Consider the following 13798-nt stretch of genomic DNA (forward strand, 5'->3'; position numbering starts at 1 on the left):
CTAACGCCCTAATAAGTGCTATTACGCTAGCTTAACTAGAGTATTTATCATGCATATTATCTAACAAAAAGCCCAGCAATTGCTGGGCTTTTATAGAGTTATATTTAGCTTTAGAAGCGTAGAGCAACACCTAGCTTATAACGAGCTTCACCTTCGAAGCTCCATGCTGGGTAACCATTCTTAAGTTCTGGTTTAACTTCTGCAGAATCTGGAGCAACACCAAGTTGAACACTGTCTTCTTCAAGTAAGTTAACCACTTCAAAGGTCACTGATAAGTAATCAGTAATATTGTAGTTAGCGCTTAAATCTACTGTGCCATAAGCTTGGTGCTCACGGTTGCCGTAGAAACCAGGTAATTCACGGATCATGTACTCACTGCGCCAGTTGTATGCAGCACGAGCAGAGAAGTCTTCAAGTTCATAGTAACCAACTAAGTTTACAGTGTGCTTAGAAGAATCAGAGAATACACTCACTTCATCAGGGTAGTTATCAGCAGGAGCATCTGATTCGGCAAATGTATAGTTAGCAGAGTAACCTAAGCCATTTTCAAATGAATCTTGTAACTGAAGTTCAACACCTTGAATTTGGCCGCCTGTGCCATTCTTCTTGGTTGATTTAGTCCAGCTATCTAGACCTGAATCAGGGTCAATAATTCCGATACTTTGATCCAAGATTTGATCTGATGTAATAAACGAGCTGATATCTTTAATAAAGTATGTTGCCGCAACCAATCCATCAGGACTGAAGTACCATTCAACGCCCAAGTCAGCTTGAGTCGCTTTAAATGGCTTAAGAGCAATATTACCGGTGTTTACAACTTCATTGCCTGCAGTACCATCGTTATAACCTGCTAATGCTGATGATGCGAACATATCACCGTAGTTAGGACGTGATATAACCTGCGATGCAGATGTTCTGATAATAACGTCAGGTGCAACATCAAACGCTACGTTAACACTTGGAAGCACATCGCTGTAGCTTTCCTTCATTGTGCTTAGGTCGTCAGCATATGAACCGTCAGCTTGTAGCTTGTAGTAGTCAGATGAAGCATCGGTAGAGATATAACGTAAGCCGAAGTTACCGCGAATACCATCTGATTCAAAATTAGCCATTAAATAAAGCGCTAAATTCTCTTCGTTAATAGTACCGTAACCAGACTTATAAACTGTTCCTGTTTTATCAAAACCACCAACGGCTGCTGCTGCATCTTTTAACATCGCATCCATATTAGGCTTAGGCAATGTAAAGCCTGCGCCAGACGAAATGGTTCCAGAATAGTAAGCAGAAGCATCTTTTGCTACTACATCAGCATTAACAATAGCAGGGTAAGTCTCTTGCTTAACATCATGGTCAGCCCAACGAACACCGGTCTTGAAAGAGGTAATAGCACCTAAATCAACAGGTACTGTTACGTCAAACTGTGCATAGGTTTCTTCGTCAGAGTTAGGTTGTTTCTTTAACGCCCAACCTGCTGGTGATAGTTGACCTTTAAAATCTTCAGCTGTAAATGACTTGTTTGCAATATCGATATTAACAACATCGCCAGTCGCGTCGTATGTACCAGCATAATCAGCAGCGTCACCTAACCAAAAACCATAGTTTGAAGTCAAGTCAGTACCACCTTCAGACTTAGTGTTACCCACTCGGCCTTCTAGGGTGTAGCTATCTGCTTCATACTTGAAATCCAAATCATAAGTATTTGAATCCATGCTAGCTTTACGTGCCCACGTTTGAGCCCATCCAGAGTTAGCTCCCTTGCCATCTCTACGATAGAAAGTACAAGTGCCTGACGAGTTCTTTTTCTCACAAGCAGCTTCTTTATCATCTGGGAACATAGTGAACAAAGAGGTGTTGGCATTGTTCGCTTTCATATCAAGCGACATGATGTTTAAGCCAAACTCTAAATTATCCATTGGACGGAATTGGAATGCACCATTAATTGCAGTGCGCTCACGCTCTTGTTCAAATGTAGTTGGAACAATGTCACCCCAACCCACTAGAGATTCAATTCCATTACGTTGATAAGTCGTCTCAGATGCAGCAGCAGAGACTAAGAAGCCAAATGTTTCCTGTTCGTTTTTCCAGCTATATAGGCCAGAAAGCTCTGGATCTGTTTCTTCAGAAATAGTGCCATAATCGGCTTTAGCACTTACAAAAATTGAATTCGCATCAAGATCTAGTGGCTCACGAGTATTAACAATAACCGTACCACCAATACCGCCTTCAGCAATATCAGCTTGAGATGATTTATAAACTTCAATCGCGCCAACCATTTCAGGTGGAAGAAGTGAATAGTTGAAACTGCGGTCAATAGCTTGTTGATCATACCAACCTGTAGAAGCAACTGAATGTCCATTAAGCAAAGTACGTGTTAACTGGCTAGAAGCGCCACGGATCGAAACTTGCTGGCCTTGACCAAACTGACGGTTTACCGCAACACCCGGTATACGAGCTAATGATTCACCGACATCACCGTCAGGGAACTTACCGATATCTTCAGCAGTAACGGCATCAACAACCGAGTCTGAGAATCTTTTTGCATTAATTGAAGCTTTCATCGATGCACGCATACCGCGTACTTCAATTTTCTCTATATTCTCATCAGCCGCTACGGGAGCATCAGCATCAGCCGCCATAGCAGACATAGAAAAAGCACTACCGAGCAGTAATGCAATGTTTGTAGCTAGTACATTTTTTTTAAAAGTAGATGGTCGCATCTCGTTTCCCTTCCATAACTTATTATCTTTTTTTTATATCCATAACCATTCCCCAACCGGAATGACAACGCTGTCATGTCTAGAGCAAACATTACACAATATTTAACAGCTGCGCCACAACAAAATAACTGGCACGTCAAATATATCTCTTAAAAACAACATAAAGATAAATGGTAAAACATTATTAGTGTTTAAATACAGAAAGTTAAATCGCTAACGCGTATCATAAAAAGATGTAATATTTTTTTTAAATATGGAAAAAAATCTAAAAAACTGCACCTTGATGATTGCTAATTCCAGTAAAAGTTCGCACTATACGGCTAAAATCGATAACAAATACAACTACGCACAGCCTAAATGTTAATGGCGCGTTACTAGTTTAGTACTGTTGTCCAGCTCTCTAATTAATGAGAAAACAGCTTTATGAAAGTCACAATTAATGATGTCGCTAAATATGCTGGCGTATCGATAAAAACTGTCTCGAGGGTTACCAATAACGAACCTTCAGTCAAACAGGCAACGATTGATAAAGTTAATGACGCGATTCAAGCGCTAAATTACCAACCGAATCTTGCAGCAAGAAACCTCGCAGGAACAAGCTCTTATGTAATCGGCTTTATTTATGATAATCCGAATGCCTATTATATTATCGATATGCAAAACGGTATTTTGTCTGCTTGTAAAGATCTTGGCTATGAACTACTCATCCACCCTTGTGACTCCAAGTCTGCAGGTATATGCGAAGAATTAATAAAGCTTGTAAAACACAACCGTTTATCTGGATTAGTGCTTACCCCCCCGTTATCTGAAGATCCGGTTATATTGGCAGCCCTTGATCAGATTGACGCTAGCTATGTCCGCATTATTGCGGGGGAAAAGGTTGAAGATAACAATGGTCTTGCGGTGCTCGTTAACGATAAATCAGGCGCAATCGCCATCACACAACACTTGATCGACCTTGGTCATAAGCGCATTGCTTTCCTAAGTGGTGATGAGCAACATGAATCAACTAAAGAGCGATTAGCTGGGTTTAAGCAGGCGTTAACTGATAATCACATTACTCTCGATGATAGTTTAGTTATTGATGGGCAATATTCTTTTGAATCGGGAGTAGACGGGGCCAAGAAGCTGCTTAATCAGTCAGATAAGCCAACTGCAATCGTTGCATGTAACGATGAAATTGCGGCGGGAGCATTGTTCGCAGCAAGGCTTGAGGGAGTTGATATTCCTGCTGATATTTCAATTGTTGGTTTTGAGGATAGCCCTTTCTCTCGCCAAACTTGGCCTAAACTGACCACCGTACATCAGCCTAACGAGAAAATTGCCCAGATTGCAACCGAGCTGCTAATTGCAAAGCGTCGAGCCCAAACTTCTGAACAGTCTAGAGTATTTGTACCAGAGCCTGTTATACGCGACTCATCAAGCTCACCGAAATAAACTTTTTAAACCGTTTAACCGAATAATAAATACCGCAACTAAGCAAATTATCACATGCTTTATTGGGTTAAAGCATGTGAAAGACTGCTCGCAGTCTTAAACAGCCTCTTCGTTTTCTTCGCCGGTACGAATACGAATAACACGCTCAATATCAGTAACGAATATCTTACCATCGCCTATTTTACCGGTACGGGCAGTATCCACAATCACATCAATCGCCTGGTCAAGTTGTTCATCTTGTATGACCAATTCAATTTTAACTTTCGGTAAAAAATCGACCATATACTCTGCGCCGCGATATAACTCTGTATGGCCTTTTTGACGGCCAAACCCTTTAACTTCTGAAACCGTCATACCGGTAATACCAATATCAGCAAGTGACTCTCGCACATCATCTAACTTAAACGGTTTAATAATGGCTTCGACCTTTTTCATTGTAATACTCCTAAAACTTGCTGAACAGACTAATTCTATGGCGGATAGCTTAGCACGCAGCCCCAAAACTCTGAAGTCTAAAGTGATTTCCTGCTGACCTTAAAAGTAAATGCAGTCTTCTTATAACGGAACAATCTAAATAATCAGCCGAGATTGAGAAAGCATGGTAACTATACTGACGTATGTTACTCAAAAGCTAACTCGTTGCAGGATGCAATTTAGATTATTCAAGGAAGAGGCCGCATGGATATAAACAAACATGGATTTACATTAGTTGAGCTTATCGTCACATTAGCCGTGAGCGCAATATTATTGGCAATCGCATTACCGTCATTTACATCTTTATATGCCTACATTAGAGCAGACACGAATATAAGAAAGATTCAGCAGTCTATTCAACTCGCAAGAAATCATGCTATTACCTACGGCATAAGAGTTACCGTTTGCCCTATTGTATCTCAGCGCTGTTCCACAAATTGGCGTGAAAACATTAGTGTCTTCACTGATACCGGTGAACCTAAATTGTTAGATGGCAATGACCAACTCATTCAATCAGTTGGTCCCTTTCATCAGCAAGATGTCATAGATTTCAATAGAGCAGCGATTAAGTTTCAACCTGACGGCTTAGCAGCAGGCTCCAACGGTACCTTCAAATACTGTGCTGACGCGGCATTAGATTCACACGCTAAAGCTATTGTTATCAACCGCTCAGGAAGAGTAAGGATATCTTCCAAAAAAAATATAGAGTGCTCTTTTTAACGCTCTTTATTAACTCTGCCAAAAAAACAATCATAGCCAATAAATTGGCTATGATTTTACCCGCTAATCTGCTGAAAAATAGTGTAAAGTTAGCTGTATCGACCTGAAGTGAATACAGGAAAAGGGTTATGCTAGCAATTTTTAAGTTAAAGGGTTTCACACTCGTAGAGCTAATGGTCACTATCGCTATTGCAGCAATATTAATTACTGTCGGCATGCCATCTCTAACCTCGCTGTATGAGGCTTATCGCAGTGACAGTGAGATAAGAAAGGCGCAACAGGTGCTTATGTTTGCAAGGAATCAGGCTATTAGCTACGGCTTAGATGTTACCGTATGTCCACTAGGCAGCAGTTCAAATTCTTGTGGTACCAATTGGATAAAGGGAATAACGGTTATCTATGACAACGCCGGAACCAATGAATCACTCAAGGTTATTAATGAGTTTAACTCCCAAGATAGCTTAAGCTTTGCTTCAACCTCCATTGTATTTAGCCCCGACGGACTTGCGTCAACTTCAGGGACCATGACTTACTGCCCAGGAGGCTCCTCTAGCTCAAACTGCAAATCTATTGAGCTATCGTCATCAGGCAGAGTTAACATGCCTGATTAAGTTAACCACGCTTAGCGTACTGTTAATTGATCTTGTTTCTGTGCTTTAGTCGACTGAAACGATTCACTGACCGCTACACACTCCTCGACATCCTGAATAAAGACTTTACGACCTTTTTTGTCGGAGAATTGTTTACTCGGTAAACTCGCCATCTTCAACTCAAACTCTTTAATAGGCCAACTGTAAAACAAAACTTTATTACCGATGGATGAACTAATAAAGCATTTGTAGTCCATTTTATCAGTTCTAGGTAGTGTTTCAGCCGATACAAAACTTGGCAATAGCATTGCTAGCAAGCATAAGTTAATAGTCTTCATTTCCAGCACTCCGCGTTTGGCCCTTTGACTCCAATATCAGTCAAGGTGATTGTCTGACATTTTGAATCTCTTGATTTTTGTGTCCCTTTCGCTGATGCAGTAATGGTAAAGCTCGTTCCTCCGGTTGAAGCCACACTATAGTGGCCATTTTCGGTAACATAGGACGCTGCCAATCCAAGTTTAGTTAAGTCGTTAGTATAAGCTCTGTTATCTAAATAATATTGCTCTTGCAGGTTGGAAATATTCATCACCGCAGTGACCCCTTCAGAGCGACCAGCTTTAGTCACATAATCGATGTATGAAGGGTAAGCGATGGAGGCCAATATACCGATAATGGCAACCACTATCATCACTTCGATGAGGGTAAATCCACGACTTACACTGTGCTCAAGCCTTGTTGAATAGCTCATATTATTACTCATTTATATGGTAGTAGATTTTATTTACGCCAAGCCCAGAGCCAACATTGATTGTCCCAGAATAGTCATCCCCAACTTTTTCACCTTTACCTATACCGATAATATAAATATACGGGTCCTCACCTGACTCAGGGGCTGGAATCACGATTTGTGGCGTATCAGGCACTCGCTCACCCAATTCATAATAGGTGTGTACGTATGTTCGAGTTCCTTTGTGTAGATCAAAGACATATAGTCTCCCCTGTCCTGAAGCTGTACAAACAAGCTCAGAAACTGAATTTACAGCGGGTACAAAAGAGGTGAAATACACTTTCCCGTCAACAATCAAAGCTGCTGTTAAGCTCTTTTCTCCAATGCCAGTGAAGTTATACAGCCAGCCACGCTTTTTACCAAAGCTAATATTCTCTGATTCAGATACCGGCGCGGCTGATGTCACATCATACAAATTGCCAAGAGTAATCGCTGCGGGAGTCTCAGCAGAGGCAAAACTTTTGCTAACAACGTTTCTATCCTGCAAAACAAAAAACATGTCTGTCACATCTTTACTTGTCGGGCTTGGTCTTTTACCACTACCGACCACCACGGCATCATAAGGTATGTTTTGATAAGAAGTAGAGATAGTGCCATTGACGTTAACTTGGGCAATATTACTAAATACGGTTTGCGCAATAGCCACTTCAGCAAAAAAACGTCTATCGTTAGTACCCGTTCCACCTAAGTCTGCAAATTTAAAAGCGGACCACTCGGTTTTAGTACTGCTGGCTAAATCCAGTCGCCAGACATTGCCGCCTACGTCAGTGGCATAAATTCTGTCGGTCTTACCATCATTGTTGCTATCTAAAACAGCGACAGAATTAGGGAAACTATCAGAGAACCCCGATACAGCGGTTCCATTAGATCCACTATTACTAAACGAGTGAATTAACTTGCCTGTCACTGCATCAACAATGTATATCGCTTTACCTTGAGGATCTGACGGGATAACGTCAGTATCATAACGAGTATCGTAACCACCGCCAATAATAAGTACTGGCCCTTCGTGACCAGGAATCGTTGTCACGACAGGATCCGACCAGCTTTGACCAAGCTCAGAAAAGCCTGAAGAGCTAGGTGTAATGGTCCACATTAAACTAGGTGAATCAGGCTTACTCACATTTAAAGCATAGTAAGAACTTCCTCCCCTTCTCATCCCCATATAGACGTATGCTTTTTCGACCTTGCCTGTTGAATCAAGCTCAGTATAAGCGACTGGAGATGCATCCATACCATAAACAGTATGAGCTCCTGATACATTCTTTTGCAGAGTGCCTACGTTTGAAAGCAGCGCTTTAGGTATAAATGCCCAAGACTCAGTAACCTCATTTGAACCATTGCTGTCATAGTCCTTAAACATATGCACTAGTCCCTGGTTAGTCCCCAAAATAATACGTACGTCAGGACTATTTTTACTACCAAAGTTTAATGCTAGTGGTTTTGAGTGCAGTGGGTCCCCCATAATATCGGCGCGAGGATCATTGACTGAACCGCCATTATCTAAATCAACATCATAGCCGTATAACCACTTCACCGTTTTTGCAACATCAACATCATCAATATTCATTAACGGTGAAAGTGTCGAGGCTGCGACATCTTTTAATTGAGCAAACGGGCTAGCGGTATTGGTATAAATAGTACGTAAGCTGACACCATTTGATGGCGTCATGGCCTTTAGTCTTTCTAATACCCCACCTTCGTTAACACTGTTGCCATCCGTTTTTCCTGAGCAGCCACTCCAGAAAGTACAAGCAGTATCCTTAATATTGCCCTGCTCACCGATTGCTACATCGCCGTTTTTATCGACTAACATTCCTTGCGAAGTCACTTTAAGTTTCTTTAAGTTACCACTCCAACGAGGGCCACTGCCCGGCAGAAACATAGCGTAATATGCAGAATCGAAGGTCTGGGTTCTATCGAAGTTATTACTGGCAATACTCGGCGAGGTAAAACTGGCATTGGTTTTCATAATCGTCAACAGCGCATCGCTCAGTGCTTTTTGTAATGACAAACCACTGGTAGCTGCAAAGTAATCTCCACCGCCTCTTTTTGCTGTTTCAGCAAGTAATGGCGCAGCATCCTCTGCCCCTTTACTAAAGCCAATTGTAAAGGTTCTGACCGTTTGCATATGTTCAGTTTTGCTGCCATCAGCCATGGTTTCTGGCGATACAACTAAATCATTATGGTATAGATAACTTGCTAACGCAGGCAGGTAGCTCGCCGTAGAAAGGCCTTCAGAAAAAGAGCTATAATCTGGCGCTGCGGTTTTATCCTCAGCTTGCTCCTTTTCGCCACTTCTCCCAAGCGCGATAACATCATCGTCAGCGTAAGTATCTTGGCTTGGTACACCATCGGTAATGTAGATAACGTAAGCTACATCGGGACAAACCTTAAATGGCGACTCATAGTTATTACCTGTTTCTATAGTTCTATCACGTGGCGGCTTATTACCGTCATACCAATTGCTGTAATCACTATCTTTCTTACCAAAGTTAACCCTGTTACCTGCAAAGTAATTGTAGGCTTCAAATAATGTTTCACACAATGGAGTGTTAGTTTCAGCATTGGTGCCACTGATGGTGTCTAACAAATCATTTTTAGCCGATGGCGTCATGGCTTGTATGCCAGAGACTATTCGGCCGCCATCCCTATAACCTTCAGAAGGATAGTTCATATTAAACAGTGCTAAACCAAAGTCGACAGAAGAGGTAGTGTTAATAACGTTCTCTATCGCATCTTTAGCAATGTCTAATCTCGATTGTGGTACCGTAGGTAATACCCCTGCAACGGCTGCAGCGTGCCACCGAAGGTAATTAGCAGTATATAAGGTAACAACCTCACCTTTGCCTAATTGAGTCTTGCTAGAAGCTTTATTTGCAGTGTATGGCACTGGCGTTTTACCATTTTTAACGCCATCAATCGGATAACCGGAATCGTGGGCATTGCCACTTTTATCAACGGCATTTGTAGGATCACTTTCTACAATATCTTCATAACAGTCAATGGTGTCATAGTTAGCGCCGCTATTGTCTCTAAGATCTCCCCAAGTACCCGTTTGACCTTTAACTAGATATTCACCAACAAAGCCAGTGAAACGACCATATTTTTTTAGTAGTGGCTTACTTTGATTACAGCCGTTAATCTCTTCTAAAAAACGACGAGAATCTGAAGGGCTTAGCGGTATATCAATACCCGCATTATCAATTCCAACCCCTTTAGTGAAATAGACCATGTCATCTTGGTAGGAGTGAGCTGAACTGATCGCTTCATAAGTAATGCTCGAGTCATAGCCGCCAGGCGCGTCCTCCTCAACTGTTTTCATACTTCCAGAGTTATCAAAGATAATCAAAACCTTGGCTGTATTACCGTTACCAATAGAGTAATCGGTCACATAAAGCTCAGTATCATCGCTATAAGATACTCCCGAGAAAGTAACCATCGCGAACAGCGCCCCTAAAGCAGCACGTTTGAATATCATAATAAGCTCCCAAATATACCCAATTTGTAGTTTCGTTTTTGCCATTATTTTTTGGCGGCACTACTTATTTAAATCTTTAGAACTTCTTGTTCTACACCAGCTACCACGGTTAAATTTCCGATATCATTTTTACCGAAGCTGGCACTGCTGGATATTTCAACCCTACGGCAACTAATAAGGTTAGCCGAACTCGCATTACCACTGCGCTGACAACTTACATCTTGTACTGTACCGTTGTCAGGTAACGGTAGCATTGATTGAGTCTCCCCCATCACACTGCTAGTTGTTTCAGCGGTCATATTGGCAAAATTAGTGCCTTTGTTATCATCGATAACCTTATCAAGTGCACCAATGGCGATAATACTAGCTTCAATTCGTTCAGAACCCGCACCTGCCATCTTCATCGACATGTTTGAATTGGTGGCTAATGCAACACCAATCACAGTCATAATAATGAGCACTATTAACGAGAAAAAAAGCACCATCCCTTTTTGTTTTTGCATCATGAGTGGCTCCTTTACATCAATACTGGGTTTTCAAGAACAATGGTTGTCGATAGCACTTTGCGTCTAAAATTATCCTTAAGTGGTCCTATCGATTTATCGCCCAATGTATAGGTTGTCTCATTGGTATAGCTATTGTCTGATTCTGTCGCTCTAACCAGAAGGTGCACCCTCAACGCTACTAAGCGTTGAAACAGTTCGTTGTCCCACATTAAGGAACTCACATCCTCAGCAGGCATAAAGCTATCAGCGGTACTGTCACCATTGCTATCAAACCCATACATGACTCGCATATTTTCAATTCCTTCTACGAGCTGTTCATCATTACCCATTCCGGTAGAGGACAAACTTTTTCGGCGTAAAACAGGGATACCATCGGCATCATCACCAATGTAGTAGATATGGTGCTGATACTCCCAAATACGACTATTATCTAAAACTCCTGCTGAAGCAGTCTTAAAGAAAACGGCTTGGTTAGCATTGGCTTCAATATAAAACGCATCTGTTGTGCCAGTTGCCACTGATGGACCTAATAAACGCTTCATTTGAATCACGTCGGTTTTATCATTTACATTCGATAAACACGCTAAACTCTCCGTGCTGACCCCGTTCTCATAACCCCAAAGTCGTCTAAAATGCGCCGCGATATTAATTGGCAAGGTCGCATTATTGAGCCCAGCGCCAACACAGTCGCCACTTGAGCCTATCGTCGCGCTCGCATCAACTGTAGTATTGGTACCGATAATGAAATCAGTACCGGTAATGTCGCCCATAAATCCAAGCTGACTTAAATCTCGCTCCATCAAAGTCAATGCGATACGGCCATTCTCTTGCAGCTGATTAAATTGGCTAGTGGTGGTGACATTGGTCGATGACATGACAAACATTGAAAATAGTCCCGCAGACAAAAATAGCCCGATAACCATGGCAACCATCAACTCGACTAACGACATACCTTTACTTTTAATCATCCCTTCGCCCTATAAAATCATCGTATTTAGCGCAAATACTCTTCGTCTCTTGCCTAGAGAGTGGCCACAGTCAGCCGACACTTTTGAAGAGGAGCTCATTTCACGGATCCCTCGCCAAGTAATAGTGACAGAAACAGCCCCTGCATTTTCAATAATACAAGCCACTGGAGAGTCTAAACCGCCGACTTTCTGGCTGCCTACCTGCTCAGAAGCACCTATTAAGCTTTGGTCCCACTGATACTGATCCCAGTTAAGTGTTTCTGTTGTAGTGCAGATATTGGTTTCACATGACTTAACAGCTGCCTTAGCGCCAGTGTAAGTATCTGCATAGTTTGATAATTCGCTGCGGTTAAGCTTCATTCTATTAACGATATCGTTGGCAAGATAAGCAGCTTGGGTTTGCTGAAAGGATTCAAAACTACCGCGTTTAGCGATGAGATGGAGATTAAAAATACCAATAAGACCAACAACTAAAATAACTAACGAGACCATTAGTTCAATTAGCGATAGCCCCCGTTGTTGATTTTTCATTGCTGTCAATTCCTTTGCTTTCGTCATATTCTTGACGTTAAATTAAGGTTTTTACTCTTTAAAATCTGTTACTTAGCAAACAAATACCAGCATACAGGTTAAATAAAGTTTAGTCGAATACTTGCTTAGCACAAGTCGTCTTTTAAAGAGTAATTAACAATGATGTGTCTGAATTTTAAGCATAAAAAAAGAGGCTTTAGCCTCTTTAATATTTGATGTTTAGCAGTTATCGTTAGCGTAATTCTGCGGGTACCGCAAATACGGTATCTTCTAATCGCCCTTCCACTTCGGTAATAACGCTAGGTGCCATATCGGCAATAGCATCTACCACCTGCTTTACTAACACCTCTGGTGCAGACGCGCCAGCAGTGACCGCTACTCGCTGAATACCATTGAACCAAGTTGGATCAACATCATCGGCGTTATCCACCAAGTATGAGTTAGTCCCCTTCTTTTGCGCTAACTCGCGCAAACGATTGGAGTTAGAGCTGTTCTTAGAACCAACGACGATAAATAGCTCGACTTCTTCGGCGACATTACGAACAGCATCTTGGCGATTTTGTGTGGCATAGCAAATATCATCTTTACGCGGCCCTTCAATAGCAGGGTACTTCTTTTGCAATGAAGCTATCACGTCCGCAGTATCATCCATCGATAACGTGGTTTGAGTCACAAAGCATAAGTTGTCTGGATCTTTAACCTCAAGCTTAGCCACATCTTCAGGAGACTCAACTAAGTGTACACCGCCTTCGGGATTGTCGTACTGCCCCATAGTGCCTTCGACTTCAGGATGACCAGCGTGACCAATCAAAATACATTCAATACCTTTACGGCTTGCTCGAGTGACTTGTAAATGCACTTTTGTCACCAGTGGGCAGGTAGCATCAAACACTTTTAAGCCACGTGTTTTAGCTTCTGCACGTACTGCTTGAGACACACCGTGGGCACTAAAAATAACGATACTGTCATCAGGGACTTGATCTAACTCTTCAACAAACACCGCCCCACGATCTTTAAGGTTCTGTACCACGTAGCGGTTATGCACCACTTCATGTCGAACATAGATAGGCGGAGAGAATAGCTCTAGTGCACGTTCAACAATACTAATCGCACGATCAACGCCAGCGCAAAAACCTCGTGGGTTTGCCAAAAGAATTTTCATAATTACAGTACCTGTACCACTTCAAGCTCAAATGTTAATACTTGACCTGCGAGCGGATGGTTGAGATCGATAGTCACAGAGTCACCAACAACATCGCGCACCATGCCTGGCACTTCGCTGCCACCAGGGCCAGCAAAGCTGACAATCACACCTGGCTCAAGCGTCATATCCGCCGGAAAACGGCTCTTATCCATATGATGCACAGCATCTGGGTTAGATTCACCAAAAGTATCGCCAGGCTGCAGAGTAAAACTGTGCTTGTCGCCCTCTTTAAGGTTAACAATTTCGGCCTCAAATGCAGGGCTTAAACTTTCATCACCAACATTAAAGCGTGCAGGTTTACCACCTGAACGGGTACTTTCAGCGGTAGAGCCATCTTCAAGTACGATATTCATGTGGCACAAAATTGAATGGTTATCTGACAT

13 protein-coding genes are annotated in these 13798 nt (G+C 42.0%); 3 read left to right on the forward strand and 10 right to left on the reverse strand.

The window, feature by feature from the left end:
- Positions 1-110: 110 nt before the first annotated feature.
- Positions 111-2717: a TonB-dependent receptor gene (locus tag L2730_RS12565; RefSeq protein ID WP_248974909.1), complete on the reverse strand. Its 2607-nt coding sequence runs from the start codon at positions 2715-2717 to the stop codon at positions 111-113.
- 423 nt (positions 2718-3140) lie between these two features.
- Between L2730_RS12565 and L2730_RS12570 the strand changes: the two genes are divergently transcribed.
- Positions 3141-4154: a LacI family DNA-binding transcriptional regulator gene (locus L2730_RS12570; protein WP_248974910.1), complete on the forward strand. Its 1014-nt coding sequence runs from the start codon at positions 3141-3143 to the stop codon at positions 4152-4154.
- A gap of 96 nt (positions 4155-4250) precedes the next feature.
- Here the strand turns inward: L2730_RS12570 and L2730_RS12575 are convergent, their stop codons facing one another.
- A complete protein-coding gene (locus L2730_RS12575; protein WP_020913743.1) occupies positions 4251-4589 on the reverse strand; it encodes a P-II family nitrogen regulator in 339 nt (112 codons plus the stop codon).
- Positions 4590-4832: 243 nt separating this feature from the next.
- On the opposite strand from L2730_RS12575, the gene L2730_RS12580 reads away from it, so the two are divergent.
- Both L2730_RS12580 and L2730_RS12585 read left to right on the forward strand, forming a co-directional pair.
- Complete coding sequence (locus tag L2730_RS12580; RefSeq protein WP_248974911.1) at positions 4833-5348, forward strand: GspH/FimT family pseudopilin; 516 nt, start codon at positions 4833-4835, stop codon at positions 5346-5348.
- Between the two features lie 128 nt (positions 5349-5476).
- Complete coding sequence (locus L2730_RS12585) at positions 5477-5959, forward strand: GspH/FimT family pseudopilin (RefSeq protein ID WP_248974912.1); 483 nt, start codon at positions 5477-5479, stop codon at positions 5957-5959.
- A gap of 11 nt (positions 5960-5970) precedes the next feature.
- On the opposite strand, the gene L2730_RS12590 is transcribed toward L2730_RS12585, so the two are convergent.
- From L2730_RS12590 to fkpB, 8 genes are all read right to left on the reverse strand, one after another.
- Complete coding sequence (locus tag L2730_RS12590) at positions 5971-6276, reverse strand: TapY2 family type IVa secretion system protein (protein WP_248974913.1); 306 nt, start codon at positions 6274-6276, stop codon at positions 5971-5973.
- Complete coding sequence (locus L2730_RS12595) at positions 6273-6686, reverse strand: type IV pilin protein (protein WP_248974914.1); 414 nt, start codon at positions 6684-6686, stop codon at positions 6273-6275. The genes L2730_RS12590 and L2730_RS12595 overlap by 4 nt, the downstream gene beginning before the upstream one ends.
- Before the next feature lie 4 nt (positions 6687-6690).
- Positions 6691-10206, reverse strand: coding sequence for a pilus assembly protein (locus tag L2730_RS12600; RefSeq protein WP_248974915.1), 3516 nt, complete (start codon positions 10204-10206; stop codon positions 6691-6693).
- Between the two features lie 68 nt (positions 10207-10274).
- On the reverse strand, positions 10275-10709 hold the full coding sequence (locus tag L2730_RS12605) for a PilX N-terminal domain-containing pilus assembly protein (protein ID WP_248974993.1): 435 nt from the start codon (positions 10707-10709) through the stop codon (positions 10275-10277).
- Positions 10710-10723: 14 nt separating this feature from the next.
- A complete protein-coding gene (locus L2730_RS12610; RefSeq protein ID WP_248974916.1) occupies positions 10724-11680 on the reverse strand; it encodes a PilW family protein in 957 nt (318 codons plus the stop codon).
- A 9-nt stretch (positions 11681-11689) separates the two neighbouring features.
- Positions 11690-12238 (reverse strand): type IV pilus modification protein PilV, encoded by a 549-nt coding sequence (pilV, locus tag L2730_RS12615; RefSeq protein WP_428848455.1) that lies wholly within the window; start codon positions 12236-12238, stop codon positions 11690-11692.
- Between the two features lie 205 nt (positions 12239-12443).
- Positions 12444-13373, reverse strand: coding sequence for a 4-hydroxy-3-methylbut-2-enyl diphosphate reductase (ispH, locus tag L2730_RS12620; protein ID WP_248974918.1), 930 nt, complete (start codon positions 13371-13373; stop codon positions 12444-12446).
- A gap of 2 nt (positions 13374-13375) precedes the next feature.
- Positions 13376-13798: an FKBP-type peptidyl-prolyl cis-trans isomerase gene (gene fkpB / locus L2730_RS12625; RefSeq protein ID WP_248974919.1), complete on the reverse strand. Its 423-nt coding sequence runs from the start codon at positions 13796-13798 to the stop codon at positions 13376-13378.

Origin of the sequence: Shewanella kaireitica, from assembly GCF_023284045.1 — a bacterium.
Classification (GTDB): Bacteria; Pseudomonadota; Gammaproteobacteria; order Enterobacterales; family Shewanellaceae; genus Shewanella; species Shewanella kaireitica.

What these genes read in the sequence shown, in the direction of transcription:
- L2730_RS12565 (WP_248974909.1), bottom strand. Translation starts at nt 2,717, where the DNA reads ATGCGACCATCTACTTTTAAAAAAAATGTACTAGCTACAAACATTGCA.
- L2730_RS12570 (WP_248974910.1), top strand. Translation starts at nt 3,141, where the DNA reads ATGAAAGTCACAATTAATGATGTCGCTAAATATGCTGGCGTATCGATA.
- L2730_RS12575 (WP_020913743.1), bottom strand. Translation starts at nt 4,589, where the DNA reads ATGAAAAAGGTCGAAGCCATTATTAAACCGTTTAAGTTAGATGATGTG.
- L2730_RS12580 (WP_248974911.1), top strand. Translation starts at nt 4,833, where the DNA reads ATGGATATAAACAAACATGGATTTACATTAGTTGAGCTTATCGTCACA.
- L2730_RS12585 (WP_248974912.1), top strand. Translation starts at nt 5,477, where the DNA reads ATGCTAGCAATTTTTAAGTTAAAGGGTTTCACACTCGTAGAGCTAATG.
- L2730_RS12590 (WP_248974913.1), bottom strand. Translation starts at nt 6,276, where the DNA reads ATGAAGACTATTAACTTATGCTTGCTAGCAATGCTATTGCCAAGTTTT.
- L2730_RS12595 (WP_248974914.1), bottom strand. Translation starts at nt 6,686, where the DNA reads ATGAGCTATTCAACAAGGCTTGAGCACAGTGTAAGTCGTGGATTTACC.
- L2730_RS12600 (WP_248974915.1), bottom strand. Translation starts at nt 10,206, where the DNA reads ATGATATTCAAACGTGCTGCTTTAGGGGCGCTGTTCGCGATGGTTACT.
- L2730_RS12605 (WP_248974993.1), bottom strand. Translation starts at nt 10,709, where the DNA reads ATGCAAAAACAAAAAGGGATGGTGCTTTTTTTCTCGTTAATAGTGCTC.
- L2730_RS12610 (WP_248974916.1), bottom strand. Translation starts at nt 11,680, where the DNA reads ATGATTAAAAGTAAAGGTATGTCGTTAGTCGAGTTGATGGTTGCCATG.
- pilV (WP_428848455.1), bottom strand. Translation starts at nt 12,238, where the DNA reads ATGACGAAAGCAAAGGAATTGACAGCAATGAAAAATCAACAACGGGGG.
- ispH (WP_248974918.1), bottom strand. Translation starts at nt 13,373, where the DNA reads ATGAAAATTCTTTTGGCAAACCCACGAGGTTTTTGCGCTGGCGTTGAT.
- fkpB (WP_248974919.1), bottom strand. Translation starts at nt 13,798, where the DNA reads ATGTCAGATAACCATTCAATTTTGTGCCACATGAATATCGTACTTGAA.